Source organism: Natronorubrum tibetense GA33 (assembly GCF_000383975.1).
Classification (GTDB): Archaea; Halobacteriota; Halobacteria; order Halobacteriales; family Natrialbaceae; genus Natronorubrum; species Natronorubrum tibetense.
The window spans coordinates 2,637,617-2,663,711 of record NZ_KB913017.1 but is presented as its reverse complement, the minus strand read 5'-3'; the positions used below and the strand labels follow the sequence as shown (position 1 = coordinate 2,663,711).

At 65.3% G+C, this 26,095-nt stretch carries 23 protein-coding genes; 20 read left to right on the top strand and 3 right to left on the bottom strand.

The window, feature by feature from the left end; translation table 11 throughout:
- Positions 1–109 precede the first annotated feature (109 nt).
- The 9 genes from NATTI_RS0113770 (at position 110) to NATTI_RS0113725 (ending at position 9,438) form a co-directional block, all read left to right on the top strand.
- Positions 110–625 (top strand): GNAT family N-acetyltransferase, encoded by a 516-nt coding sequence (locus tag NATTI_RS0113770; RefSeq protein ID WP_027119164.1) that lies wholly within the window; start codon positions 110–112, stop codon positions 623–625.
- Positions 626–727: 102 nt separating this feature from the next.
- On the top strand, positions 728–1,762 hold the full coding sequence (locus tag NATTI_RS0113765; protein ID WP_006090046.1) for an AIR synthase family protein: 1,035 nt from the start codon (positions 728–730) through the stop codon (positions 1,760–1,762).
- Between the two features lie 634 nt (positions 1,763–2,396).
- Positions 2,397–3,020 carry a membrane protein gene (locus NATTI_RS0113755; protein ID WP_027119163.1) on the top strand — a complete coding sequence of 208 codons (624 nt, stop codon included), beginning with the start codon at positions 2,397–2,399 and terminating at the stop codon, positions 3,018–3,020.
- A 219-nt stretch (positions 3,021–3,239) separates the two neighbouring features.
- Positions 3,240–4,313, top strand: a complete 1,074-nt coding sequence (locus NATTI_RS0113750; RefSeq protein WP_006090044.1) for an AI-2E family transporter — start codon at positions 3,240–3,242, stop codon at positions 4,311–4,313.
- A 113-nt stretch (positions 4,314–4,426) separates the two neighbouring features.
- Positions 4,427–5,818, top strand: a complete 1,392-nt coding sequence (gene thiD, locus NATTI_RS24995) for a bifunctional hydroxymethylpyrimidine kinase/phosphomethylpyrimidine kinase (protein WP_049806268.1) — start codon at positions 4,427–4,429, stop codon at positions 5,816–5,818.
- Positions 5,815–6,786 (top strand): LLM class flavin-dependent oxidoreductase, encoded by a 972-nt coding sequence (locus tag NATTI_RS0113740; protein ID WP_006090042.1) that lies wholly within the window; start codon positions 5,815–5,817, stop codon positions 6,784–6,786. Before thiD ends, NATTI_RS0113740 begins: the two co-directional genes overlap by 4 nt.
- A 58-nt stretch (positions 6,787–6,844) precedes the next feature.
- Positions 6,845–7,174, top strand: a complete 330-nt coding sequence (locus tag NATTI_RS0113735; RefSeq protein WP_006090041.1) for a hypothetical protein — start codon at positions 6,845–6,847, stop codon at positions 7,172–7,174.
- 114 nt (positions 7,175–7,288) lie between these two features.
- Positions 7,289–8,710, top strand: a complete 1,422-nt coding sequence (locus NATTI_RS0113730) for an APC family permease (protein ID WP_006090040.1) — start codon at positions 7,289–7,291, stop codon at positions 8,708–8,710.
- Positions 8,707–9,438: a universal stress protein gene (locus NATTI_RS0113725; RefSeq protein ID WP_006090039.1), complete on the top strand. Its 732-nt coding sequence runs from the start codon at positions 8,707–8,709 to the stop codon at positions 9,436–9,438. The genes NATTI_RS0113730 and NATTI_RS0113725 overlap by 4 nt, the downstream gene beginning before the upstream one ends.
- Here NATTI_RS0113725 and NATTI_RS0113720 read toward each other — a convergent pair.
- On the bottom strand, positions 9,435–10,274 hold the full coding sequence (locus tag NATTI_RS0113720) for a universal stress protein (protein WP_027119162.1): 840 nt from the start codon (positions 10,272–10,274) through the stop codon (positions 9,435–9,437). The genes NATTI_RS0113725 and NATTI_RS0113720 overlap by 4 nt on opposite strands.
- Positions 10,275–10,440: 166 nt before the next feature.
- On the opposite strand from NATTI_RS0113720, the gene mutS reads away from it, so the two are divergent.
- The 7 genes from mutS (at position 10,441) to NATTI_RS0113685 (ending at position 19,467) form a co-directional block, all read left to right on the top strand.
- Positions 10,441–13,113: a DNA mismatch repair protein MutS gene (gene mutS, locus NATTI_RS0113715; protein ID WP_006090037.1), complete on the top strand. Its 2,673-nt coding sequence runs from the start codon at positions 10,441–10,443 to the stop codon at positions 13,111–13,113.
- Positions 13,114–13,210: 97 nt separating this feature from the next.
- Positions 13,211–14,008, top strand: coding sequence for an SDR family NAD(P)-dependent oxidoreductase (locus NATTI_RS0113710; RefSeq protein ID WP_006090036.1), 798 nt, complete (start codon positions 13,211–13,213; stop codon positions 14,006–14,008).
- 104 nt (positions 14,009–14,112) lie between these two features.
- Complete coding sequence (locus NATTI_RS0113705) at positions 14,113–14,517, top strand: hypothetical protein (RefSeq protein ID WP_019991881.1); 405 nt, start codon at positions 14,113–14,115, stop codon at positions 14,515–14,517.
- A 369-nt stretch (positions 14,518–14,886) separates the two neighbouring features.
- Complete coding sequence (dapA, locus tag NATTI_RS0113700; RefSeq protein ID WP_006090034.1) at positions 14,887–15,783, top strand: 4-hydroxy-tetrahydrodipicolinate synthase; 897 nt, start codon at positions 14,887–14,889, stop codon at positions 15,781–15,783.
- A 27-nt stretch (positions 15,784–15,810) separates the two neighbouring features.
- Positions 15,811–16,794: a hypothetical protein gene (locus NATTI_RS0113695; protein ID WP_006090033.1), complete on the top strand. Its 984-nt coding sequence runs from the start codon at positions 15,811–15,813 to the stop codon at positions 16,792–16,794.
- Between the two features lie 111 nt (positions 16,795–16,905).
- Positions 16,906–19,128 carry a DNA mismatch repair endonuclease MutL gene (mutL, locus tag NATTI_RS0113690; RefSeq protein ID WP_006090032.1) on the top strand — a complete coding sequence of 741 codons (2,223 nt, stop codon included), beginning with the start codon at positions 16,906–16,908 and terminating at the stop codon, positions 19,126–19,128.
- Positions 19,129–19,248: 120 nt separating this feature from the next.
- A complete protein-coding gene (locus NATTI_RS0113685; protein WP_027119161.1) occupies positions 19,249–19,467 on the top strand; it encodes a hypothetical protein in 219 nt (72 codons plus the stop codon).
- An 8-nt stretch (positions 19,468–19,475) separates the two neighbouring features.
- On the opposite strand, the gene NATTI_RS0113680 is transcribed toward NATTI_RS0113685, so the two are convergent.
- On the bottom strand, positions 19,476–20,786 hold the full coding sequence (locus NATTI_RS0113680; RefSeq protein ID WP_006090030.1) for an MFS transporter: 1,311 nt from the start codon (positions 20,784–20,786) through the stop codon (positions 19,476–19,478).
- Positions 20,787–20,912: 126 nt separating this feature from the next.
- Here NATTI_RS0113680 and rtcA point away from each other — a divergent pair, with 126 nt between their 5' ends.
- From rtcA to NATTI_RS0113660, 4 genes are all read left to right on the top strand, one after another.
- Complete coding sequence (rtcA, locus tag NATTI_RS0113675) at positions 20,913–22,028, top strand: RNA 3'-terminal phosphate cyclase (RefSeq protein ID WP_006090029.1); 1,116 nt, start codon at positions 20,913–20,915, stop codon at positions 22,026–22,028.
- Between the two features lie 129 nt (positions 22,029–22,157).
- Positions 22,158–23,111 (top strand): bifunctional 2-dehydro-3-deoxygluconokinase/2-dehydro-3-deoxygalactonokinase, encoded by a 954-nt coding sequence (kdgK1, locus tag NATTI_RS0113670; protein ID WP_019991880.1) that lies wholly within the window; start codon positions 22,158–22,160, stop codon positions 23,109–23,111.
- A gap of 189 nt (positions 23,112–23,300) precedes the next feature.
- Positions 23,301–23,810, top strand: a complete 510-nt coding sequence (locus tag NATTI_RS0113665) for an Hsp20/alpha crystallin family protein (protein ID WP_006090027.1) — start codon at positions 23,301–23,303, stop codon at positions 23,808–23,810.
- 305 nt (positions 23,811–24,115) lie between these two features.
- Positions 24,116–24,661, top strand: a complete 546-nt coding sequence (locus NATTI_RS0113660) for a GNAT family N-acetyltransferase (RefSeq protein WP_006090026.1) — start codon at positions 24,116–24,118, stop codon at positions 24,659–24,661.
- A gap of 25 nt (positions 24,662–24,686) precedes the next feature.
- On the opposite strand, the gene NATTI_RS0113655 is transcribed toward NATTI_RS0113660, so the two are convergent.
- Positions 24,687–25,985, bottom strand: coding sequence for an RNB domain-containing ribonuclease (locus NATTI_RS0113655; RefSeq protein ID WP_006090025.1), 1,299 nt, complete (start codon positions 25,983–25,985; stop codon positions 24,687–24,689).
- Positions 25,986–26,095: the final 110 nt, after the last annotated feature.

Sequence of the window (26,095 nt, the reverse complement as noted above, 5' to 3'; positions counted from 1 at the left end):
TGCGAGTGAAACGCCTGTGCCGTGCATGGACGCTCGGAGGGAGATCGAAGCTACCGTCGGAGGACCCGCGACGAAAGTATTTTCAGCTGTCACGACAGCCGTGCTCGGTATGGAAATCCGCCGTTTGCGGGGGACTTCGGATGTTCGCGCGGTCGTTCGAATCAACGTGACAGCGATGCGCGCGGCCTACGACGATCTGCTCCCTGCCGACGTCCTCGAGCAGTTCGATCCTGATCCGCCTGACGAGGCCGTCCGGGAGTACGCTGCCCGGTTACGCGAGGGTCAAAACAGTATCGTTCTCGCCGACATCGACGGCGGCGCCCGCGGCTACAGCTATTTTCGCTGGGGCGACGACACCAAGTCCTTCGTCGGCCCGAACGAGGCCGGTCTCAAGGAGATCTACGTCGAACCGGACTACTGGGGCGAAGGGGTCGGCACCGCGCTGCTCGAGCGCGGGCTCGATAGCCTTCCAGCCTCGATCGAGCGCGTGAAACTCGAGATGCTGAACGGAAACGATCTCGGCCACCGGTTCTACGACGCCCGGGGGTTCGAACGGACGGGCTCGAGCGAGTTCGAGATCGGAGACGAATCGTATCCGACGGCGATCTACACGCTCGAGCTGTGAGCCATCGCAGTCGGACGTCGGAGATCGACCCAGCGATTACCTGCTCGAGCGCTGGTCTCGACAATCACCACGCCTAAGCCGCCCCGATTTGATCACTCGAGCGTGAGCGATCTCGGCAAAATCGATCGGACGTTCTTCGAGCGCCACGTCGCGCCGAACCTCGGTGCTGAGCGCACCGACGTCGCAGTCGGACCGCGCCACGGCGTCGACTTCGGTGTCATCGATATCGACGGGCAAGCGCTGGTGACCGCGACCGATCCGCTCTCGATCCTCCCGGCACTGGGGTTCGAGCGGGCGGGGCGGTTCGCCCTCGACCTCGTGCTCGCTGACGTCGCCGTCAGCGGCATCGCGCCGTCGCATCTCTCGGTCTGTTTTACGCTGCCCGAGACGATGACCGACGAGCAGTTCGCGACCGTCTGGGAGGCAATCCACGCGGAGTGCGCCGACCTCGGCGTCGCCGTCGTGACGGGACACACGGCCCGATACTCGGATCCCTCTCATCCGTGGGTCGGCGCTGCGACCGCGATGGGCGTCGGCGAGCACACGGATATCGTCCGTCCCGACGGAGCCAGTGTGGGTGATCGACTGCTCATGACGACCGGTCCCGCCGTCGAGTCCGTCGGGCTGTTGAGTACCCTCTTCGGCGATCAACTCGATCTCCCTCCAAAAACCGTCTCGAGCGCGCAGGATCGACTCGAGGAGGTCTACTGCGTTCGAGACGCCCTCACAGCGGCCGCGGCGGGACCCGTGACGGCGATGCACGACGTGACCGAGGGCGGCCTCGCGGGCGCACTGAACGAGATGGCCGACGGCGCGGGCGTTCGGTTCGCGGTCGATCGAGAGGGCGTGCCGATGCGTCCCGGCGTCGAAGAGGTCTGTGAAGCCCTCGAAATCGACCCGTGGGCGGCGACCAGCAGCGGGTCGCTGTTGATTGCCGTCGATCCTGCGGGTGTCAACGCGGTTCGCGGTGCGCTCGAGGATCGGGACACCGTCGTCGCCGACATCGGCCGTGTGGAGGCTGTACGTGGCGAGGACGGGGAGGGAGAAGTGGTCGTCGACGGCGACGTCCTCGAGCATCCGAGCGTCGATCCGTCGTGGGCTGCGTACGCCGAACTGGCCGATGACGCGAGCGACTAGCGCGGAAGCCGAGACGCCGCCGTTTCGAGAGGAGGTGTACGCCGAGGTCTCGAGGCGCGCCCGGAGGAGTCGGGAGCTCGCCGTCGGCCAACGTACAGTCCGAGAAATTCGAGCGCGAGAAAGATGGTCTGCACCTCGAATTGCCGCTCGTGAATCGTCGGAACGGCTGTTGCAACGATCAGGGAGCTCTCGTGCTGGGAATTGAGCCCATTCTCGCCCAGCACCGGATCGACAACATGATCGTCGACATGCTGTTTACCACGCTGGATGCGATCCTCGTCGCAACGTAGGAGACGGTCTATCTCACCCAAGTCCCGGAGAATCCCGCGGCCCGACTCGAGGAGTGGGTCGCCGCCCGACGAGAGTCCTAGCGGGTCGACGCGGCCGTTACCACTCCGGAAGGAACCGAATCGCTTCCAGAAGCCCGTTGGCGACGGCCACCACGAGGAGCATGTACACCGCGTCGGTGGAGTCCCGAACCGTCCTGCGGCCCCAGCGGTAACTCGTTACAGCAAACCGTATGAGACGAGCGGCTGCGCGAAATCGACGAACTGCGAACCGCTGTCGGTGCGGCGTCCGATCGACCGTTCGCTGCGATACGTTGAAGGAGTTCTGTCCCCTCTGAAAGGACACGATGATGCTCCCCACCCACGCCCTTGCTGGGATGGCACTTGCGTTACCGCTGGTAGCCACGGCGCCGGAGTTCGCCTCCGTGGCCATCGTCGCGGGACTGCTCGGGGGGATCGTTCCGGACCTGGATCTCTACGCGGGCCACCGCAAGACCCTCCACTTTCCCGTATTCTACAGCGTCGTCGCCGCCGTCGCAACCGTGATCGCGGCCCTGGTTCCGACGGCACTGACCGTCGGCATCGCCGTCTTCTTGCTCGGCGCTGCCGTCCACTGCGTAACCGACGTCTTCGGCAGCGGCCTCGAGTTGCGCCCCTGGGAGGGACGCTCCGAGAAGGCGGTGTACGACCACTATCGCAGGACCTGGATCGCACCCCGTCGCCTGATTCGGTACGATGGTTCGCCGGGAGATCTGCTGTTGTCGGTGGCGCTGTCGGTTCCCCTGTTATGGGCGCTCGAGGGATCGTTCCAGTGGATAGTGATTGGCGCGCTCGCCGTCGCGATCGTCTACGCCGCGCTCAGGCGCGTACTCGCAGATCTCGCCGCCGTCGTCGTCCGCGTCCTCCCGGCAGGGGCGTTGCCCTACGTTCCCGAGCGCTACCTCGAGGACCTCGGATCCGACCGCGCCTGACGGACCGATCGGCAGCGCGCTCGAGAGAGGCGCGGCTTCGACCGCAAGCGATCGACGGCAGCGGCTGAACGCGCCGAAATGTATCCATCAAACCGACCGTCACGGCGCGGTCGCGCTTCGATCGTGATCGCGATACTCGAGTATGCCGATTCGCGCGCGACGCGTGAATCGCTTCGTGAGAACTGAAACCCATAAATAGGGGTCGTTGAATGTCCAGACATGGACCTCCGAATCGGTTTTTTACTGTTACTGGTCGCTATTCTCGGAGCGATCAGCGCCCTCCTGGCTCTCCCCTTGCTACAGTATATCATGGCGGCCGCGCTGTTGGCGTTCGTGCTCTTTCCGCTCCACGAGCGACTCGAACACCGGACTGTACGCGTCCGCGGAACCACCGTCACGATTCCGCCGCGCGTGTCGGCGGGCATCGTGACCGTGTTCGGCATCCTGGCTACGGTCGTTCCGTTGCTCGTGTTTACGGTTTTGCTGTTACAGACGGTCCTTTCGTTCATCGACGACCTCGGTGACGTGGATCTCGTCGAAACCGTTCGAACGACCGCTCGCGAGCTGGGACTCGAGGATGCTGTCCTGGACAGTCTCGAGGATGCCTTCAACTCGGAGATCGAGGGGTTCCTCAATCGCGGCCTCGAGTTCGCACTCCAGGAACTGCTCCGGTTGTTGGACATGAGCTTTCAGGTCGGGCTCGGACTGTTGGTACTGGTGTTCTTGCTCTACTATTTCCTCGTCGATGGCCGACGGTTGGTCGCCTGGATCGGGTCGGTCGCACCGATCGACGACGAGATCCGGCAGGAGCTGATCGACGAGATCGATGCCGTCACGTGGGCAGTGCTGCGGAGTCACGTCCTCGTCGCGATCGCGGAGGGCGTGCTCGGGGGACTCGGGCTCTATCTCCTCGGCGTTCCGAACGTCGCGTTCTGGACGATCGTGATGGTCGTCGTCTCGTTCCTCCCCGCAGTCGGTATCTGGCTGATCTGGGGACCGATCGTGGGGTATCTCTTTATTGTGGGCGACCCGGTCGGTGGGATCTTGCTGCTGGTCTATGGCATCACGGTCCTCTCCGTAGTGGACAACTACCTGCGTGCCGTGCTGGTGGATCTGGAGTCCGGCGTCCACCCGGGGACCGTCCTGGTCGGCGTCATTGGCGGGCTCTACCTCTTCGGAATTCTGGGGCTGCTGCTCGGACCGGTCCTCCTGGCGACGTTCAAGGCCGTCGTCGAAGTCTTCGGTGACGCGTACGATCCGGAGGAGGAGTCCGAGCAAGTTCCACCCCCCTGAACGGCGTTCGCACGTGAGTAGTCGACAGTCTCTGACGGATCTGATCCGATACGCACTGATTTTCAAGCTCGCCGACCATTACCGCTTAGTATAACCGAGCTATACGGCTACTCATGAGAACGCCAGCACCCGAAACCCGCCCGGTAGGTTTGACGATCGCGGGGAGCGACTCCGGCGGCGGCGCCGGAATCCAGGCCGACCTCGCGACGATGGCCGCCCACGGCGTCTTCGGGACGTCCGCGATCACCGCCGTCACCGCTCAAAATACCCGCGGCGTCGAATCCTCGCACGTCCTGCCGCTCGAGGAGATCGAGGCCCAACTCGAGGCCGTCACCGGCGACTTCGACGTCGGGGCCGCGAAGACGGGGATGCTCGCGACGACCGAAATCGCCCGGCTCGTCGCCGGCCGCGCGGAGTCGTTCGAGTTCCCGCTGGTCGTCGATCCCGTGATGGTCGCGACCTCCGGCGACCGCCTGCTCGAGCCTGAAGCCGAACGCGCCTACGAGGATCTGCTGGGCGCGGCGACGTTAGCGACGCCGAACGCCGACGAAGCCGAGGTGCTGACCGATATTACGGTCGCCGACCAGGAGAGCGCCCGCGAGGCGGGCGAGGCGATCCTCGAGACGGGGGTCGACGCGGTGCTCGTCAAGGGCGGACACGTTCCCGGCGAGCAGGTTCGGGACACGCTCGTCACGAACGACACCGTGTGCGTGTTCGAACATCCGCGTATTCGGACGGAGGCGACCCACGGCTCCGGCTGTACGCTGGCCGCGGCGATCGCGGCCCGCCTCGCGACGGGCGACCCGCTCGAGGCCGCCGTCGAGGGCGCGACGGACTTCCTCGCCCGCGCGGTGCGGTACTACTCCGACGTGGGGGAGGGCCACGGCGCGGTCAACCACCTCGTCAGCCTGCGAAACGAGGCGAACCGGAATCTGACCGCCGAGGAGGTGCAGGCGGTCGTCGACCGGTTCGTCGAGCACGACGTCTCCGCCCTCGTTCCCGAGGTGGGGATGAACGTCGCTGGCGCGACGCCGGCCGCCGAGTCCGTCACGGAGATTGCGGCCGTCGAGGGTCGAATTACGCGGACGCTTTCGGGCGTCCAGCCCAACCGCGGCATCCGATTCGGGGCCTCGAGTCACGTCGCCCGATTCTTGCTCTCGGCCCGCGAATTCTTCCCGACCCTCCGGTTCGCCGTCAACTGCCGATTCGGCCCGGACGTCGAAGACGCCCTCGAGGACCTCGAGTGGGGGCTCGCCGGATACGACCGAGACGAAGAGCCCCCGGAGGTCAAAGAGACTGAAGACAACACGATGGGTTGGGGTGCCCGGCAAGCGTTCGGCGACCGCGAGGAGCCGCCGGCAGCCGTGATCGACCGCGGCGATATCGGAAAGGAGGCGATGACCAAAGTCGTTGCGAGCGATCCGGAGACGCTCGCGGATCGAGTGCTGGCACTCGAGGATGCGATCGAGACCGACGCGGAACTCGAGGACGGGGTGCGTTCGTGAGTCCCACCGACCTCGAGGTCGGCGTCATCCTTCCGCAGTACGGCACCGATATCGGAACCGTCCGGGAGACGGCACTCGAGGCCGAATCGCTCGGCTACGACGCGGTCTGGCTCGAGGACCACTTTCAGTCGTGGATCGGCGACCCGCGCCGGGCGACACAGGAGTGCTGGACGACGCTCAGCGCGGTCGCCGAAGCCACCGACGAGATCCGACTCGGGACGCTCGTCACGAGCCAGTCTTACCGCCATCCTGCCGTGCTGGCGAAGATGGCGGCGCAGGTCGACCGAATCAGCGAGGGACGACTCGAACTCGGCATCGGCGCGGGCTGGTACGCCGAGGAGTACGACCGCTTTGGCTACGAGTTCCGGGAACCGCCGGCCGAACGGCTCCGCCGGCTCGCCGAGACGGTCGAAATCCTGCAGGGACTGTGGACGAACGAGACGTACAGCCACGCGGGCGAGCATCTGGATATTGACCTCGAGGACGCCTTCTGTGAACCGCAGCCAGTCCAGGATCCCCACCCGCCGATCTGGATCGGTGGCGGCGGCGAGCAGTTTACCCTGCGCTACACCGCCGAACTGGCCGATGGCTGGAACTACGGCACCCTCGAGCCCGAGGGCTTCGCCGAGAAACTCGAGATCCTGCGCGACCATTGTGAGAGCGAGGCGCGATACGACGAGATACGCAAGTCCGCCGAACTGTTCGTCTTCGTCGGCGAGACGACCGACGCCGCCGAGCAAAAGCGTGAGCAGTTCCGAGACGAGTTCTTGCCCGACGAGCCCACCGAGCCCCGCGAGTTCTTCCTCGCGGGGTACGTCGAAACGGCACCGACGGGGACGCCGAAAGAAGTGCGCGAACGGCTCGAGGAGTACGCCGACGTCGGCATCGAGACGGTGATGCTCTCCGTTCCGGACGCGACCGGGGACGACGAGAGTCTGGCACTGCTAGCCGACGAATTGCCCGAGTAGGGCAACACCGGTAGCCGGAACCCGTACGTTCTTTCTCGAGGGCCAGATATCACGCTGTATGGTCGAGAACCCGTTCGAGGTCGAGATTCGCGTCGGCGAAGTGCTCGAGGCGGAAGCGTTCACCGAGGCGAACAAGCCGAAGATGACCAAGCTCTGGATCGATCTCGGCGAGGAACACGGCGAGATCCAGTCCGCCGCCCAACTGGACCACCACTACGACCCCGAGGAGCTCGAGGGACGGCAGGTTCTCTGTGCGACCACCCTCGGATCGGTTCGCATCGCGGGTTTCAAATCCGAGGCGCTGACGGTTTGCGTACCGGGCGAGGAGGAGTATCCGGTCCTCGTCGAACCGGACGAGGACGTCCCGCTGGGCGGGCTACTGTTTTGATCGGCGACGGACGGTAGCGTCAGTGGCCACCCGCCCGTCACCTTCTCGCGGGAGAATACTCAACCTGTAGTATACACCTGAAAAATTATCCGTTCGGCATGAGTTGTCGCCACTATGAGTGGCGAACCGCCGCCGGCCGAGGGCACCAACATCGAGGGCGAATCGCCCGACACCGAACCAACGGTCGAGACGGACGACGCGACGATCACCGACGACGCCGAACTCGAGCGAACGCTCGGGCTTTCGGGCGGGCTCGCGATCGGGATCGGGACGATGATCGGCGCCGGAATCTTCGTCTTTCCGGGCCTCGCAGCCGGACAGGCCGGCCCCGCCGCCGCGGCATCGTTCGCCATCGGAGCCGTCGTCGCCCTGCTCGTCGCCTTACCGACCTCCGAACTGGCGACGGCGATGCCGAAAAGCGGCGGCGGCTACTACTTCATCTCGCGAGCGCTCGGAACGCTCCCGGGCGCCGTCGTCGGTCTCTCGCTGTGGTTCGGGCTGGTGTTCGCGACGGCCTTCTACCTCGTCGGCTTCGGCTACTACGCCGTCGACACGCTCGCCGAACTCGGCGTCGCGGTCGGCGACGGGCTGGTCATCCCCATCGCCTTGTTGTTCGGCGCGGGCTTTACCGTCCTGAACGTCACGGGGACCGAAAACGCCGCAAAGCTCCAGAACGGGATCGTCGCCCTCCTGCTGTCGATCCTCGTCGCCTTTCTCGGCTACGGTAGCCTCGACGCGGCCGGGCTGATCGGCGAATCGGCGGCGCCCGAGCAGTTCGCCCCCTTCGGCGCGATGCCGATTCTGACGACCGCTGCGCTCGTCTTCACCTCGTATCTCGGCTTCGCACAGGTGGCGACCGTCGCCGGCGAGATGAAAGATCCCGGTCGGAATCTGCCGCTGGCGATGGTCGGCTCGGTCGTCGCCGTCGGTGTGCTCTACGTCGTAACGATCTTCGTCGCGACGAGCGCGTTCGGCAGCGAGGCGCTCGCCGGCTTCGGTGAAACCGCGATGGTCGAGGTCGGTCGCCACTACCTCGGCGCCGCCGGCGCGTTCGCCATCGTCTTCGGGGGTCTGCTCGCGACGATGTCCAGCGCCAACGCCTCGATCCTCAGCACCTCCCGGGCGATCTACGCCGTCTCGAGGGACGCCCTGCTCCCGAAAGGAGCGAGTCGGATCAACCTCCGCTACGGGACGCCACACGTCGCGCTCGGGCTAGCTGGCGGCCCGATTCTCGTGCTGACCGCGACGGGCAGCGTCGAACTCCTCGCCGAGGTCGCCTCGTTCCTGCATCTCATCATGTACGGGCTCATCTGCGTCGCGTTGATCGCGTTGCGCCGGGATGAGCCGGAGTGGTACGATCCTGCGTTCCGGGTTCCCGGCTACCCGCTCGTCCCGGCGCTCGGGGCGATCTGTAGTTTCGCGCTGATCGGCTTCATGGAACTCGCGTCACAGATCGTCGGCATCGCCATCATGCTCATGACCGCCGGGTGGTACGTCTATTACGCTCGAGACGTGAACCTACGAGGTGAGCTATGACCCGCGTTCTCGTTCCGCTGGCGATTCTCGAGGGAGAATCGGTTTCCCCCGGGCTGACGGCACTGCTCGAGCCTGTCGACGTGACCGTCCTCGGCTATCACGAACTCCCCGAACAGACGCCGCCCGACCAGGCTCGAGTGCAGTACGAAGACCGGGCAACCGACGCCCTCGAGGACCTCGTTGAAACGTTCCGGGTCGGCGGCAGCGAGGCCGATCACCGGCTCGTGTTCACCCACGACCGCGAGCAGACGATCGACCGCATCGCGACCGAAACGCGAGCGGACGCCTACACCATACCAGGCGCGAGCGGGCAGATCGAACGAGTCCTCGTCACGTTGACGGGTGACGTCGCCGTCGACCGGATCTGCTCGTTCGTCGGCGACCTGGTCGGCCCGCGAGAGATCGGCGTGACGCTCTTTCTGGCGACCAAAGACGAGGCGTCCGGGCGGGAACTGCTCGAGACGGCCGCCGAAACGCTCTCGGCGCGCGAAATCGACGTCAAAACTGAACTCGCTGTCGACAGGCCGCCGTTCGAGGCGTTGCTCGAGGCCGGAGTCGACCACGACGCCATCGTCGTCGGCGAACGCGCCCCGTCGCTTCGCTCGCTGCTCTTCGGCGAGGAGGCCGAACGTATCGCCGTCGAGTCCGTTGCGCCGGTGCTCGTCGTCCGGAACGTCGATAGTGATGAAACGGCGACGGCTGACGGGTCTGCGGACGAGGACGTCTAAGACGCTCCGTCGCGCTGGTCGCCTTCTTCGACCGACTCGACCACGTCGGTCACAGAGACGCTGGCCGAACGGTCGTTCGCTGGTATCCCGTCGTCCCCCTCATCGGCCGCCGGCTCGAGGTACTCCCCGCGAATCACGAGCACCGGATCGACCGTCCGCTTTGCGAGCCGTTCCGCACGGTCTCGGAACACGTACCGACGGATCGACGGCCGACTCTCGCCGACGACCAGCAGGTCGTGGTCGTCCGCGGCCTCGAGGATGGCATCCGTCGGCGAGCCGTCGACGACCAACCGGCGGTCGACGCGACTCGCGTCGACTCCCTCGCCGGCCAGTGCGGTCGCCGCCGTCTCGAGCAGTTCCGTTCCCGCATCACGACGCGACTCTTCGCTTGCGACGTGCAACAGGGTCACTTCGAGGTCGGTCCCCTCGAGGACGGTGCCGACCAGTCGGACGATGTGGTCGACGTTGACATCGCTTCTGATCGCGACGAGGACCGACTCGAGGACGGGCGCTGGGTTGCACAACAAGACGGCGTCACAGGATTCGTCGACTGTGACCCGCTCAAACGTCTTCAACCGATCGTGAGTAAAGGCGAGTCGCGTCGTCACGTCACAGCCGGCCGTCTCGAACACCGACCGGAGCGCCTCAAGTTCGCTACGGACGCGGTCGCCGTACTGGTCGCGGGCCTGTTCGGGAGCGGTCTGGTCGGGGACCTCGCGGTAGCCGAGCAGGACGACCGGGACCGACCCGAAGGCCTCGACGACCGTCGACGGGACGGACTGTCCTTCAAGCACGTCGATCGGAACCAGCACGCGATGATCACTGGGCGAAGCCATGAGTGGTGATGTGGGGGTCTACCATAGAGGGCATCATATAGCCCCGCCAGCGGATCGTGTATGTAGTAGCTTCGTGACTGTCGCGACGCCACGACTATTGCGACGCCGCATTCGGTATCACCGCGGAACCCGCAGGATTTTAGCGGTGGCCGAACAGTCACCCACCATGACCGAGGCGACGGGTATCGTCGGGGAGTTCTTCTCGCTCAAGGAGGAGACCGACGCCGACGTGCTGGCGATGCAGTGTGGCGACTTCTACGAGTTTTTTGGCGACGACGCCGAACTCGTTAGCGACGAACTCGATTTGAAAGTCTCCCAGAAATCCTCTCACGGCTCGTCGTATCCCATGGCCGGCGTCCCGCTGAAAGACCTCACACCCTATCTCAAGGCGCTCGTCGAACGCGGCTACCGGGTCGCCGTCGCCGATCAGTACGAGACGGAATCGGGCCACGCCCGCGAAGTCGTCCGCGTCGTGACCCCGGGAACGCTGCTCGAGACCAGCGACGCCGACGCCCAGTATCTCGCGGCCATCGTCGACGGCGGCACGAACGGGTTCGACAGTCGGGGCTCGAGCGCGGCTGGCGACGGCTACGGCCTCGCGTTCGCCGACGTGACGACGGGCCGATTCCTCGTGGCCGACGCCGAGGACGCCGACGACGCGCTGACGGAACTGTACCGGTTCGCTCCCGTCGAGGTGTTGCCCGGACCCGCGGCTCGAGGCGACGACGAACTACTGAATCAAGTCCGTGAGCGGGTCGACGCAGCACTCACGCTCCACGAAACCGAGAGCTTCGCGCCGAAACGGGCGGCCCACACCGTTCGCGAGCAGTTCGGGCGGGAGACCGTCGAGCGACTCTCGGTCGACGAGTCGACCCTCGCGGCCGCCGGAGCGATTCTGGCCTACGTCGAGGAGACCGGCACGGGGGTGCTCGCCTCGATGACCCGCATTCAGGCCCACCACGGCGACGACCACGTCACGCTGGACGCGACCACGCAGCGAAATCTCGAGTTAACCGAGACCATGCAGGGCGACGCCGATGGGTCGCTGTTCGACACGATCGATCACACCGAAACCAGCGCCGGCGGTCGGCTGTTGAAGGAGTGGTTGCAGCGGCCGCGGCGGTCCCTCGAGACCCTCGAGCGACGCCAGAAGAGCATCGCCGCGCTCTCGTCGGCGGCGCTGGCGCGCGACGAGTTACAGGATGCACTCGGCGACGCCTACGACCTGGCGCGGCTGGCCTCGAAGGCGAGCCACGGCAGCGCGGACGCTCGCGACCTGCTCGCCGTAGGGGAGACGCTGGCCGTCCTTCCGGCGTTGGCCGGGACCATCGATTCCGCTCCGGATCTCGCCGACTCGCCGTTGACCGAGATCGTGAATCGCCCGGATCGCGAGGCTGCCGCAGCACTGCGGGGAACGCTCGAGGAGACCATCGCCGACGATCCGCCGTCGACCGTGACCCAGGGCGGGCTTCTCCAGCGAGGCTACGACGACGAACTCGACGAGGTGATCGACCGTCACGAGGAGGTCGAGGGATGGCTCGACGGCCTCGCCGACCGCGAGAAGCGCCAGTACGGGCTGAGCCACGTCACCGTCGATCGGAACAAGACCGACGGCTACTACATCCAGGTCGGCAAGTCGGCGGCCGACGGCGTCCCGGACCACTACGAGGAGATCAAGACGCTCAAGAACTCGAAACGGTTTACGACCGACGAACTGGAGGAAAAAGAGCGCGAAGTCCTGCGTCTGGAGGAACGACGCGGCGACCTCGAGTACGAACTCTTCGAGGAACTGCGCGAGGACGTGGCCAGCCATGCGGAGTTGCTGCAAGACGTCGGCCGAACGCTGGCGACCGTCGACGCGCTCTCGAGTCTGGCAACGCACGCGGCGGAAAATCGGTGGGTAAAGCCCGACCTCCATCGGGGGGACCGCCTCGAGATCGAACAGGGTCGCCACCCGGTGGTCGAGCAGACGACGGAGTTCGTCCCCAATGACGTGGGGATGAACGAGAACCGAAACTTCCTCGTCGTCACGGGTCCCAACATGTCCGGGAAGTCGACCTACATGCGACAGGTCGCCTGTATCGTCCTGCTCGCACAGGTCGGGAGTTTTGTCCCCGCCAAGGAGGCCGAGGTCGGGCTGGTCGACGGCATCTTCACCCGCGTTGGCGCGCTCGACGAACTCGCGCAGGGCCGTTCGACGTTCATGGTCGAGATGAGCGAGCTCTCGAACATCCTTCACACGGCGACCGAGGAGTCGCTGGTCATTTTAGACGAGGTTGGGCGGGGAACCGCGACCTACGACGGGATTTCCATCGCGTGGGCTGCGACCGAGTATCTGCACAACGAGGTGCAGGCGAAGACCCTATTCGCCACCCACTACCACGAACTGACCGGGCTGGCCGAGAAGCTCCCGCGGGTCGCCAACGTCCACGTCGCGGCGGACGAACGCGACGGCGACGTGACCTTCCTTCGGACGGTCCGAGACGGTCCCACCGACCGTTCCTACGGGATCCACGTCGCCGATCTGGCTGGGGTCCCCGACCCGGTCGTCGAGCGCTCGAGGGACGTGCTCGAGCGCCTGCGCGAGGAGAAGGCCATCGAGGCGAAGGGAGGCGGCTCGAGCGAGCCCGTCCAGACGGTGTTCGACCTCGGCGACGGCCAGTTCCGCGGACCGGCGAACGCCGACGGCGGAGAGCCAGACGCGGGAAGCGAGACTCTCGACCCCGAGACCGAACGAGTACTCGAGGACCTCGAAACGCTCGACGTCAACACGACGCCACCGATCGAACTCGTCTCGAAAGTACAGCGGTTACAGGAGCGACTCGAGGACGACGACTAGTCGCCACTGCTCGCGGTGGCTATTGAAATACGAGATCACCCGACTGCGGGGCCACATATCGGTACAACTATGTCTTAATGGGTTACGAGTTAGCACGATGCACGAACCGGATTTCGATGTCGCAGGGAAGACCGCGATCGTCACGGGAGCCAGTCAGGGAATCGGACAGGCAATCGCGGAGACGCTCGCCGCGAGCGGGGCGAACGTGGCGATCTGTTCGCGCTCGATGGACCGCGTCGGGCCGGTCGCCGACGGGATCAACGAGGCTGCGGACGCGGGCGACGCCCTCGCCGTCGAGTGTAACGTCCGCGAGCGCGACCAGGTCCAAAATCTGGTCGACGAGACCGTCGACGAGTTCGGCGACATCGACGTGCTGGTCAACAACGCCGGCGGAGAGTTCGTCGCGAACTTCGAGGATATCTCGGCCAACGGCTGGGAAACCATCATCGACCTGAACCTAAACAGCACCGTCCACTGCACGCAACTCGCCGGCGAGGTCATGCGCGAGGGCGACGGTGGCGTCATCATCAACCTCTCTTCCGTCAACGGCCAACACTCGGCACCCGGCGAGAGCCACTACGGCGCGTCGAAAGCGGCGATCATCCGCCTGACGGAGACGCTGGCGACGGAGTGGGCCGACGACGGCATTCGCGTCAACTGTATTGCCCCTGGCCTGATCCAGACCCCAGGCGTCGCCGAGACGCTCGGTATTGACAGCGAGGCGATGCCGCCCCGCGAGAAGACCGACCGACGCATCGGCCACCCCGAGGAGATCGCCGACGTTGCCCAGTTCCTCTCGAGTCCCGCCGCCTCCTTTATGAACGGCGAGACGGTGACGGTGAAGGGCGTCCCGCGGGCCGGCAACTCGATGGCGCAGGATCTGGGGCTCGAGTAGCTCTTTTACCGCTTCTAGAAGTAGCTGATTTTATCTGGCTGATGGAAGAAACCACCAGTATGCCCTCTAGACGGATGGTACTCGGTATCGCGAGTACCACCGCAATGTCGACTACTGCGGGGTGTCTCGGGTCGGTTCGAGATCAGTTCGGGTCGGATCCAACGGCACCACTCGGTCAGATAGATGTCAGGAACGGAACAGAAGCCGACCGTGCTGGCGAACTGATCGTCGTTCGGGACGATGGGATCGATCTCTGGCGGTCGTTCAGCATCGACGGAAAGGATGGACAAACCATCTATTCGGAGCTAATTCCGGCGGCCAAACTCGGCGAACCGGTCGAGACGTACCAGATCGGTGTGAACGTCGAAGATATCGGGACGGAATGGTTTGATCTCGCAGACAGAGTCGACGAGAGTACGATCGAACGCTGCCAGGAATATGAATCGATGGTGTTTGCTTTCGATATCAGACCCGGCGAACGGATCAGATCAGAGGCTGTCTGCGAGTGAGTCGCGAAGATCGGAACCGACGGCTCGAATCGGCTCGTCTGCTGTGGTGTATACTGGAGCGCAGTGAACGGCGGTTCGAAGCCACACGAGGTTGTCACGAACTGCGTGGGACCTTTGATCCCGCGAACTGGTCGCGCGGCGATGCCGCGCGACACGAGGCTAGTGCCAGCGTGGAAGACGCTTCGCGTCTTTCTATGAACGAATGAACGAGCGTAGTGATCGAATTCGCTGGATGCCGTGGCAAATCTATCGTAGCCACCGGCAGTCGATGCACACCCGATCGCACAGCAGTCGTGCGATCCGTGATACGAACAGCAGGTACAACTGAGAGCAGGTACGTTTTTGCGCTCACCGAGAAATACTCCCGGTATGGATCTTACCGAGGCACTTTCCGGAATCACCACACCCCTCGTGACGCCGTTCGAGGACGACTCGAGCCAGATCGACGACGACGCACTCGCCGACTTGATTGACCACCTTCTCGAGAACGGCATCGACGGGGTCTTCCCCTGCGGAACGACGGGCGAGTTTGCCAGTCTCTCCCCCGAAGAACGCAAACGGGTCCACGAACTCACGGTCGAGCACGTCGACGGCGAAGTCCCCGTCCTCGCGGGCGCAGCCGCCACCACGGTCGATGAGGCCGTCGAGTACGCCGATCACGCCGCTGAGATCGGTGCGGACGCCGCCGTCGTCACGGAACCGTACTTCCACGGGCCGAACGCCCCCGCCGGAAATCAACGGTTCTTCGAGGCAGTTGCCGACCGCTCCCCCATTCCGGTTTTGCTCTACAACATCCCGCCCTGCACAGGTGGCTCGATCGCCCTCGAGACGATCACAACACTCGCCGAGCACGAGAACGTCCTCGGAATCAAGGACTCGAGCGGCGATCTCGAGTATCTCCTCTCTATTATCCGTGAGACGCCCGAGGAGTTCGTCGTCCTGCAGGGGTACGACAACCTGCTCGTGCCCGCACTGCGAATGGGTGCTGACGGCGGGCTGAACGCGCTGTCGAACGTCGTCCCCGCACAGTACGCCGACCTGTACGAGAGTGACGACGAGGAACGCGGCGCGGCAATTCAGGACGCCATCTCGCCGCTGTTCGCCGCCTGTGCGAGCTACGGGTTCGGTCCGGCGACGAAGACCGCACTCGAGTATCGCGGTGTGATCCCCTCGGACGCGGTTCGGCCGCCGCTGGTCGAAGTACCCGACGAGGGTCGAGCGGCGATCGGCGAGGCCGTCGACGGGCTGCTCGAGTCAGGAAACTAATAGGTCTCGGGATCGAACAATGGGGTGATGACCGTCATCGAAGGTGATGCGGACGGCGGGATGACCCGCGATTCCGATTCCGACCCCGCTCGCGCTCCCGATCCCGCCTCCGTCGACGATCTCGAGCCCGAAACCGGCGTCGACTGGCCCGCCGCACTCGCCCTCTACGTCGCGGCCGCCGCGGCTGTGATCGTCGGCGTGACCGGGGTCGCAGCCGGTGGTTCGAGCGACGTGATCCTCGGGCTGGTGCCGACCGCGTTTACGGGCGGCATCCTCTGCGGGGCGATCGTCGCCGGAGCGACCCCCAGACTCGCGCTTCGACTCGGTGTCTGGCGCTGGCGCACCGTCGCGCTCTGTCTCCCGGCGGTGGCCGTTGCGGGCGGCGTCATCGTCCTCTCCACGGTCGGTCGCGTCCCGGGGAACTGGCACCTCCCAATCGTTGCCGCCGCGTTGCTCGGGATCGGACTATCGGGGCGACTCCTCGCGCTGGTCGCCCGCGATACGTACATCGGTACGGCCATCGATCGCGAGCGGACGGCGACCGCAGGCTGGACGTGGTACCAGTCGGGGACCCACGTCGGCATGATCGGACTCGGGCTGGGACTGCTGGCGGTCGCGGCGTTCTTCACCGTTTACCGGGGCCACCCCCCGGTCCGAATGCTCTTCGCCGCGTCGCTCTCTGTCGCGTTGGGCTGGGATCCGACCGTCTCGATCCCGAAACTCGGCGGTGATGCGATCACGCTCTCACCGCTCCCTGGCATGGAGTACGAGCGGGGCGAACTCCGCGCCTACGAGGCGGGTCTGGTCTTCCAACCGAAGCTGATCCCGTCCTACCGGCGGTTCGTCCCCTCGGATCGGATCACCGGCGTGAGACTGACCGAGGAGAAGCTGGTGCTCGAGCGCCGTTTTCGACCCGACATCCGTTGTGATCGGTCGAACATCGACGACCTCAAGGGCGTCCTGCGGGCGCTCGAGGCGTGGGACCGTGCTCCTCGCCAACCCACAGTTTAACCACGTTCGAGCGAGAGCGAACGCCATGAACCGAGTGCGCGGAATCGGTCTCGACCGGAGACGGCGACTGAGACCGGCCACGGACACCGCCACTCACCCAGGGCTCGAGCCATGACAGAGACACCACCGGACACCGACATCCGCCAGTTAGACGAGAACACCGTCGCCCGTATCGCCGCCGGCGAGGTCGTCGAACGCCCCGCCAGCGCGGTGAAGGAACTCCTCGAGAACAGCTTAGACGCCGACGCGGACACCGTCGACGTCACCGTCGAGGAGGGCGGCACCGAACTGATCCGGGTCGCCGACGACGGTCGCGGAATGCGCGAGGCCGACGTCCGCGCGGCCGTCCGCGAACATACGACGAGCAAGATCGACGGCCTCGAGGACTTAGAGTCCGGCGTCGCCACTCTCGGCTTCCGGGGCGAGGCGCTGCACACGATCGGCTCCGTCTCGCGAGTGACGATCAAGTCGCGCCCGCGAGACGGAGACGCAGCCGGCGACGCAGGGACGGAACTCGTCTACGAGGGTGGCGAGGTGACGACCGTCGAGCCGACCGGTTGCCCGGCAGGAACGATCGTCGAGGTCGACGACCTCTTCTACAATACGCCCGCACGCCGGAAGTTCCTGAAGACCACGGCGACGGAGTTCGCCCACGTCAACCGTATCGTTACGCGCTACGCCCTCGCCAACCCGGACGTCGCCGTCTCGCTGACCCACGACGGTCGCGAGGTGTTCGCGACGACGGGCCAGGGCGACCTGCAGGCCGCCGTGATGGCCGTCTACGGCCGCGAAGTCGCCTCGGCGATGATTTCTCTCGAGGCCGACGGGGATGAACTCCCGCCCGGCCCGCTCGAGTCCGTCAACGGACTCGTCTCCCACCCCGAGACCAACCGCTCGAGTCGCGAGTATCTCGCCACCTATGTCAACGGCCGGGCGGTCACCGCCGACGCCATCCGCGAGGGGATCATGGGGGCCTACGGCACCCAGCTCGGCGGCGACCGGTATCCATTCGTCACGCTCTTCCTCGAGGTGCCCGGCGACGCCGTCGACGTGAACGTCCACCCCCGAAAGCGGGAGGTCCGCTTCGACGACGATGACGCGGTCCGTCGGCAGGTCGACGCCGCCGTGGAGTCAGCCCTGCTCGAGCACGGACTGCTCCGATCGCACGCCCCGCGGGGTCGGTCCGCCCCTGCGGAGGCGCGAGTCGATCCCGGCTCGGCGGAGACGACCAAGCGGACGGCGAGCGAGACCGGTTCCGCTGCGGAGGCCGACAGTGAGTCCGCGTCGTCCGCGGACGGGGTGGCTGGCGAAGGGGTGTCGGCCACTGCTCCATCAGCCGACGGTTCGGCTGCCGACGGCGCGACGGACGCCACGTCTGCCGAACCAACGGCCGCTGGCCCTAGATCCTCCGCGTCGTCTTCCGCTGGGGATTCTGCAGGCGCAGGTTCGACGTCTCCTTCGAGTGCGTCGGCTGTCGCTGGCAACTCGAGTGCCGAACCCGCGCCCCGTTCGTCGACGACCGATCAGAGCAACACTCTCTCGGAAACTGGCTCGACGGAAGGCGAGTCAGAGGCGACGGCTGATTCGGCCGGGGCGGCGTCTACCGAGACGTCTACGGCAACCCGAACCTCGAGTCCGGACCCCGACCCGGCGCGCAAGTTCGCCGCCGCGACCGAACAGCGCACGCTCACCGGCGAGCCCGCGACCGGTGACGAAACCGAGTTCGACTCGCTGCCCACGCTGCGCGTCCTCGGCCAACTCGACGACACCTACCTCGTCTGCGAGACGGAGGACGGACTCGCCCTGATCGACCAGCACGCCGCCGACGAGCGGGTCAACTACGAACGCCTGCAACGGGCGTTCGCGGACGACCCCGCTGCCCAGGCACTCGCGTCGCCCGTCGAACTCGAGTTGACCGCCGTCGAGGCCGAAGCCTTCGAGAGCTACCGTGAGGCGCTCTCGCGACTGGGGTTCTACGCCGACCGGACCGACGACCGGACGGTGGCCGTGACGACCGTCCCGGCGGTGTTAGAGGAGACGCTCGAGCCCGAACGGGTTCGGGACGTGTTGGCGTCGTTTCTCGAGGGCGACCGCGAGTCGGGCGCGGAAACGATCGACGCGCTGGCCGACGAGTTCCTCGGCGATCTGGCCTGCTATCCCTCGATCACGGGGAACACCTCGCTAACGGAGGGCTCGGTTGTGGACCTGCTCGCGGCGTTAGACGACTGCGAGAATCCCTACGCCTGCCCACACGGACGGCCGGTGATCGTGCAGTTCGACGCACGGGAGATCGAGGATCGGTTCGAACGGGATTATCCGGGCCATCAGGGCTGAGCCGATCCGTTCGAACGCGAGTAGGAACCGGGTATTCCGCCATAGAGTGCCTGAGCGGCGCGTCTGGCCAATACAAGCCGTGCGCTTACACCCGTCTCGAACGGAGCAGGCGATGTGAATATCAACGTTCCCGTCGATCGCTTACTGATCATGCTCGTGGTCGCGACCGGCTTCGCGGTCGTCGGTGGCGGCTGGGCCGCCGCGCTGGTCCACGCCGAAGCCACGGGCATAGCGGAGGTCGGGCTACGGGTGGCGATCGGTGCCATCTTCTTCCTGATCCTGCTGAGCTTCTGGTACCTGTTTTCCAGAATGGACGACGAAACGGTCCGAAGCGACTGAGCCGGCCGCTATTCTACCGAGTGGTTTCCCTTACTTCGCCGACGGTTCCGCTGCTCGTGGCGATAGAGCCAGATCGCACAACAGAGGGCGATCACACCGGCGAGCGTAGCGATGCCGAACGCGATCCGGTAGCCCGTCTCGGTGTAGACGCGGGTGCCGCCGACGAGGTCGCCCGCCCAGTAGTCGTCTAACGCCCAGCCCATCACTGTCGGAAGGACCGCCGCGCCGAAGAAGCCCGCCCCGTTGACCGTCCCCGTCGAGATACCGCTTGCGCTGTCGGGGTGTCGATCCTTGACGACCGCATAGCCGAGCAGGAACGAGCCCAACAGGACGCCACTCAGGAAAAAGACGATTCCGACGACATAAAGCGGCGGGTCGCCGAGGACGGCGATCAGTCCCAGACTGGCGACGAACAACGCCCCGCCGGCGACCATCAACTCGCCCCGTCGCTCGAGTCGATCCGAGAGCCAGCCGATCGCCGGCGGCCCGACCATCACGCCGATGCCGCCGAGCAGGGTGAGGACGGAGGCGTACGTGACCGAGACGTCGTACACCTGCACGACGTAGGGGACACCCCAGAGCCCGAAAAGGGTGAGGTTCACGCCGCTCGCACAAAAGAGCATGACGCCGACGACCCAGATCAGGGGGTCTCGGAGGACGTTCGACAAGTGATGTCTGAGTTCGGCGTTCGTCAGCGTAGGTTGGCCGGGAACGCCCTCGAGCGGCTCGAAACCGGCCCGGCTCGGCGTGTCGCGGACGACGGCGAAGACGACGACAGTGAAGACGAGTCCGAGGACGCCCAGTCCGCCGACGGCCGTTCGCCAGCCGACGCTGTCGACGGCGATAGCGAGCGGCGTGGTCGCGAGGACGCCGCCGATCCCGGAGACGGCGAATGTGAGGCCGCTCATCGTCGCGAACTCGTCGGCGCGGTACCAGTTCGCACAGAATCGCAGAATGCAGACGAAGACGACGCTCCCGCCGAGACCGACCAATCCGCGAGCCCCGAGCGCGGCGAGGTAGCTGTCCGTCAGCGCAAACCAGATTGCGCCGACGTTCATCACCGCCGCACCGGCCGTCGCCGTCCGTCGGGGCCCGACACGATCCGCGAGGATCCCCGTCGGAATCTGCATGCACGCGTATACCCAGAAAAAGACGGCGTGGAGCGTCCCCAGCTGTGCGCCCGTCGTTTCGAACGCGCGCATGAGGTCCTCCGCGAGCACCGCCGACGAGAGTCGATTGACATTGACGAGCAGGAAGACGACCCCGAGCGTCGCCCAGAGGAGCCACCGTCGTTTGAGGGGGTCTGCCCAGACTCGCATTCGTCGATATCCTATCACGCAGCACCGAAAAGGTTCAGAAAGCGGCACGTTAGGGCCGTTGACTCGACGTGGAGCAGATCGGCCGCCATCGTCATCGGTAGGAGACTCGAGGCCGAACTCCCTCTCATGCCCACTGTACGCGAACTCGACGGTGCGAACGCTGGCGGACAATTCGTCCGGACCGCGCTCACCCTGTCCGTGCTCACAAACAAGCCTATCCGCATCGACAACGTTCGCGGCGACCGATCGACGCCCGGACTCCGCCATCAGCACCTGGCGGTCCTCGAGACGATGGGCGAGCTCTGCGATGCCGACATCTCGGGGGCAGAACTCGGCGCGGAGACCGTCTCGTTCGATCCCGGTCTCGAGTCGACCGACGGGGCCACCGACTGGCGCGGTCGGGGACCGGGCCGCCTCCCGGGCGGCGAGTACGACATCGATATCGGCACGGCGGGGAGCGCGATACTGCTGTTCGACAGCCTGCTACCGCTCGCGACGGTGCTCGACTCCCAGCTCTCGGTGACGGTCACGGGCGGCACCGACGTGCCGTTCTCGCCGCCGCTGGATTACTCCCGATACGTCAAGCTCCCGCTCTTGGGGCAACTCGGACTGACCGCGGACTACGAGGTCGATCGCCGCGGGTTTTATCCCGACGGCGGCGGGCAGGTGACGCTACAGCTCGCCCCCTCGACCCTCGAGCCGGTCGACCTCACCGAACGCGGGGACCTCGAGGGCGTCCGGCTCTACTCGACCGAGTCGGCGTCGCTCGCGGATCGCAACGTGGCGTTCCGGCAGGCCGAAGGCGCGCTCGAGCGGCTGGCGCTCGACGAGTTCGGACTCGAGGTCCTCGAGCGCCGGGAGACGACGGTCGCGAGCCCGTCTCCCGGCACGGCCATCGTGCTCCGACTCGATCACGGAACGGGCGTCGCCGGTTTCGCCGCGCTCGGCGAACGAGGCAAGCCGGCCGAACGCGTCGGCGAGGATGCAGCGGATGCCCTGAATCGGTTCCTCGAAGAAGGAGGTCCTCGCCCGGCTCCGGTCGACCGCCACCTGGCCGACCAGCTGCTCGTCTACCTTGCCCTCGAGGGCGGCCGCGTTCGGGTTCCGGAAGCGACCGGGCACGTCGTCTCGAGCTGTGAGTTGCTCGCCGAGTTCGGTGCGACGGTCGACGTGGAACAGGTTACAGAGACTGTGGACGGCGAAACAGCCCTCGTCTCGGTCGAGTCTCCCGTCGATCTATAGCGGTCGGCGACGACGCTCGCCGTCAGCGTAACAGGCGTCCAACAGAACGCCACAACTTATGACAGCGCCGTCCGTTGGTCCCCGCATGGTCGACGAACACAGACGTGGTCCGGTCTGGGGGGCCGAGCCGTGAGCGATATCGTTACCTTCGGCGAGACGATGCTCCGACTGTCGCCGCCGGACAGCGAGCGACTCGAGAGCGCGACCGAGTTCGAGGTTCACGCGGGCGGTGCGGAGAGTAACGTCGCCATCGCGGCGGATCGACTGGGCGCGACGGCGACCTGGCTGTCGAAAGTTCCGGAGACGCCGCTGGGCCGGCGCGTCGTCGGCGAGATCCGTCGGCACGGGATCGAAACCGACGTCGTCTGGAGCCACCGCGGCCGACAGGGAACGTACTACCTCGAGCAGGCGGGCGAGCCCCGCGGGACGAACGTGATCTACGACCGCGAGAACACCGCCATCTCGACGGCGGAAGCTCGAGAGTTCGACATCGAGCGAATTCAGAACGCCCGCGTCTTCTTTACGACGGGAATCACGCCCGCGCTCTCCTCGACGCTGCGCGAGACGACAGCAAACATGCTCAAGGCGGCCCGACAGGGCGGGACGACCACCGCCTTCGACTTCAACTACCGAAACAAGCTCTGGTCGCCCGATGATGCTCGAGAGACGCTGACGCGCCTGTTCCCCGGGATCGACGTCCTCGTCATCGCCGCCCGCGACGCCCGGACCGTCCTCGGCTTCGAGGGCGACCCGCGCCAACTCGCGCACAAACTCGGTTCACAGTACGACTTCACCACCGTCATCGTCACCCGCGGCTCGGAGGGGGCGATCGGCTGGCACGATAGCGTGGTCCACGACCAGGAGGCCTACGAGACCGAGACCGTCTCCCCGATCGGTACCGGCGACGCCTTCACCGGCGCGTTCATCGCCCGCCGCCTGCACGGCGAGGACGTCCCCACGGCGCTCGAATACGCGGCGGCGACGGCGGCGATCAAGCGGACGATCCCCGGCGACGTGGCGCTCCTCTCCAAGGACGAGGTCGACGCCGTCGTCAAGGACGGCGGAACGGCGCTGTCGCGGTAACGTCACCTGTTTCCCGGTGTGCCGTTTCACGCCGCTTGCACGCCGGTTGTAGCTGTGTTTTGAAACAGTATCGTGTCACCCGATCTCTGAAACGCTACTCGGTGCGGCCGATTCTGGGGCCGAGACACGTGCTACCCGCCGTCTAGGAAACGTTATTATTAAACGTGACCTATACTGTGCCGATCATCCATGAGATCCTTCGACGATATGGACCGCCTGTTCCGCGAGATGAATCGCAGCTTCGACCAACTTCGTTCGACCTGGATGCGTGAGTTTCAGGCACCCGGATTCAGTTCCGGACTCGAGACCGACGAGCGGCCCGCACTCGAGTCCGCCGATCGACCCGTAGTCGGCGGCGAGTGGGCCGCCAACTCCGCTTTCGACACCGAGGCGGGAGCGACGCTCGAGGAAACGGATGACGGCTACGTCTACGTGATGGACCTCCCGGGCTTCGAGAAGGACGACATCGACCTGACCTTCGACGACGGCGTGCTGTCGATTCAGGCACATACCAACGTCGAGGATGGCTCCGACTCCTACCGATCCGTCCGTTCGCGACGGGTCGGTCGACGGGTTCCCATCTCCAGCGCGATCATCGCCGACGAGATCGCGGCGAGCTACCACAACGGCGTCCTCGAGGTCGACCTCCCGGTCGAGGGCGACCACGAAGACGACGGACACCACATCGAGATCGAGTGATTCGCGAGGGGGTCCCGATACTCACCCAACCGAATCGCCCCATACCGGACCTCTATCATGCTTTGTGGCCAGTATTCCGTTTGTGAGTGCGAATTGTCGGCTATCACTGACCACGATCTGCGTTCGATATCCCGAGGATGTTTCAGTATACAGACCTACGCTATCGAGAACTGCTTTCGTAATCTACACGTCCTTATCCCTTCAGCATCACAGTTTCGAGAAACACTCGGAATAAATATCAGAAGCCGTACAACCAATCACCGGCTGGCCGCGTACTTTTCCCCCTCGGCGTGATAGTTGTACACGTGACTCGAGTCGTTCGTCAGGCGACCACCGACGATGTCTGGGCCGTCCACGAGACGGCCCGCGAGAGTTGGCACGCCGCCTACGACGAGCTTATCGGCGCGGAGACGGTCGACGACGTCGTCGACGACTGGTACGCGATCGGCGACCTCGAGTCGTCGATTAGCGACGCCACCGACCGCGACGACGCCGCCTTCTTCGTCGTCGAACCGACCCCGACAGAGTACGAGTCGGAGACCGACTCCGACTTCGAGCGCGACTGTCTGGGCTTTGTCCACGCCGTCCCGTGGCCGGAGGACTCAAGCGTCGCCTATCTGGTACGGCTCTACGTCCGCCCCGAGCGCTGGGGCTCCGGCGCGGGTACCAGACTGCTCGAGCGACTCGAGGCCGACCTCGAGTCCTCGTTCGACCGGATTCGTCTGGCCGTGCTCGCGGACAACGAAATCGGGGTCTCGTTCTACGAGTCTCGAGGGTTCGAGCGCGTCGGAACCCGCGAGACCGGTCTGGCGGCGGGACTCGAGGAGTACGTCTACGAAAAATCGCTCTGAAGTGGCAATCTACTGTCGAGTGTTCTTACAGTGTCTTCTCGGCTGCTTCGTCGTCGACGACTTCGATCCCGCGGTTGTTGACCGCCATCGGGTCGAGACCGACCTCCTGCAGGAAGTTCTTGTACTCCCGTTCGCACTGTTCGGCGTCTTTCTGTTTGTCGCTGGCGCGATCACAGAGTTTGACGAGGTTCACCGGAACGTCGTTCTGATAGACGATCCAGTGGTTGATCAGGTCCGAGAGGCGGCGAATGGGACTCGTGAAGTGGCCGTAAATCTCGAAGTTCAGCGCGTGGTGACCGCCGAACGGGTCATCCATGTACTTCGCGCGCGGCATGACCTTCATAACCGCCCACTGGATCTTGTCGAGCTGGCGGGCCGGCGCTTCCTCGAGCGTCGCGTTGACGGCTTTACGGGGGTCGTCCCACGTGCTGCCGGGGATCGAGACGCCGTCCAGGTCCTGAATCTCCCGGAGGGCCTCGGACCACTCGTCGGGGCTGGGCTGTGGGTGGACCCGGTACATCGCGGAGACGCCGCGATTCCACATGAGTTCGTGCGTGACGGCCTTGTTGGCCTTTAGCATGCACTCCTCGATGATCGTGTGGGCGCGGTCGCGGGCGGGGTTCAGGACGAGCGAGCCGTCCTCCTTGCGGATTTCGTGCATCCGGTCGGCGACCTGGTGGACCAGTTTGTTCTCCTCGTGCAGCGGCGCGTCGGGATCCTCGAGTCGGTTCTCTGCCTGCGAGTAGGTCAGGCGCTCGTCCGATTCGATGACGGACTTGTAGATCTCGATGTTATCGTAGGAGAGCGTCTCCTTGTCGAGGTGCATCTCGACGGTGTGGGCCAGTCGATCCTCGTTGGGAACCAGTGAACAGACCGTCTCGGCCAGCACCGGCGGCAGCATGTGGATCGTGTAGCCGGGGAGATAGACCGTGTTGGCCCGCTCGACGGCCGAGTCCCACATCGCGGTGTCGGGGTTGACGTAGTGGGTGACGTCGGCGATGTGAACCCAGAGGACGTACTCGTCCTCGCGCTCTTCGATCGAGATGGCGTCGTCGAAGTCCTGGGCGTCGATGGGATCGGTCGTCCAGGTCGTTAACTCACGGAGGTCTTTTCGGTCGTCGATCTCGTCTTGAATCTCGGCTTCGACGCCGTCGGTCCGTTCTTTGGCTTCCTCGAGAACCTCGGGCGGGAAGCCGTCGGGGATCTCGAACTTCTCGAAGAGGTCCTCGCGTTTGTTCTCGAGGTGGCGTGCCAGGTCTTCGCTAATCTCGACGGGGCCCTGCCCTTCGGCCGTGCCGGCTTCGGCCTGTGCGTCGTCACTCATACGGTGGCGTACGGACGAAAGGGTGAAAGTCGTGTCGGGATGAGAACGTCGTCGAAGAGTCGTTCGATCGCCGAAACGATCACAGGAACCTATCAAATTCGAACATATTG

Bases quoted from the DNA above. Each gene is read 5' to 3' on its own strand.
- NATTI_RS0113680 (WP_006090030.1), bottom strand. From the start codon at position 20,786: ATGCGAGTCTGGGCAGACCCCCTCAAACGACGGTGGCTCCTCTGGGCG.
- rtcA (WP_006090029.1), top strand. From the start codon at position 20,913: ATGCCCACTGTACGCGAACTCGACGGTGCGAACGCTGGCGGACAATTC.
- NATTI_RS0113725 (WP_006090039.1), top strand. From the start codon at position 8,707: ATGACCCGCGTTCTCGTTCCGCTGGCGATTCTCGAGGGAGAATCGGTT.
- NATTI_RS0113705 (WP_019991881.1), top strand. From the start codon at position 14,113: ATGTCGACTACTGCGGGGTGTCTCGGGTCGGTTCGAGATCAGTTCGGG.
- NATTI_RS0113735 (WP_006090041.1), top strand. From the start codon at position 6,845: ATGGTCGAGAACCCGTTCGAGGTCGAGATTCGCGTCGGCGAAGTGCTC.
- mutS (WP_006090037.1), top strand. From the start codon at position 10,441: ATGACCGAGGCGACGGGTATCGTCGGGGAGTTCTTCTCGCTCAAGGAG.
- NATTI_RS0113770 (WP_027119164.1), top strand. From the start codon at position 110: ATGGAAATCCGCCGTTTGCGGGGGACTTCGGATGTTCGCGCGGTCGTT.
- NATTI_RS0113695 (WP_006090033.1), top strand. From the start codon at position 15,811: ATGACCGTCATCGAAGGTGATGCGGACGGCGGGATGACCCGCGATTCC.
- NATTI_RS0113750 (WP_006090044.1), top strand. From the start codon at position 3,240: ATGGACCTCCGAATCGGTTTTTTACTGTTACTGGTCGCTATTCTCGGA.
- mutL (WP_006090032.1), top strand. From the start codon at position 16,906: ATGACAGAGACACCACCGGACACCGACATCCGCCAGTTAGACGAGAAC.
- NATTI_RS0113665 (WP_006090027.1), top strand. From the start codon at position 23,301: ATGAGATCCTTCGACGATATGGACCGCCTGTTCCGCGAGATGAATCGC.
- NATTI_RS0113720 (WP_027119162.1), bottom strand. From the start codon at position 10,274: ATGGCTTCGCCCAGTGATCATCGCGTGCTGGTTCCGATCGACGTGCTT.
- NATTI_RS0113655 (WP_006090025.1), bottom strand. From the start codon at position 25,985: ATGAGTGACGACGCACAGGCCGAAGCCGGCACGGCCGAAGGGCAGGGC.
- NATTI_RS0113755 (WP_027119163.1), top strand. From the start codon at position 2,397: ATGATGCTCCCCACCCACGCCCTTGCTGGGATGGCACTTGCGTTACCG.
- thiD (WP_049806268.1), top strand. From the start codon at position 4,427: ATGAGAACGCCAGCACCCGAAACCCGCCCGGTAGGTTTGACGATCGCG.
- NATTI_RS0113730 (WP_006090040.1), top strand. From the start codon at position 7,289: ATGAGTGGCGAACCGCCGCCGGCCGAGGGCACCAACATCGAGGGCGAA.
- dapA (WP_006090034.1), top strand. From the start codon at position 14,887: ATGGATCTTACCGAGGCACTTTCCGGAATCACCACACCCCTCGTGACG.
- NATTI_RS0113710 (WP_006090036.1), top strand. From the start codon at position 13,211: ATGCACGAACCGGATTTCGATGTCGCAGGGAAGACCGCGATCGTCACG.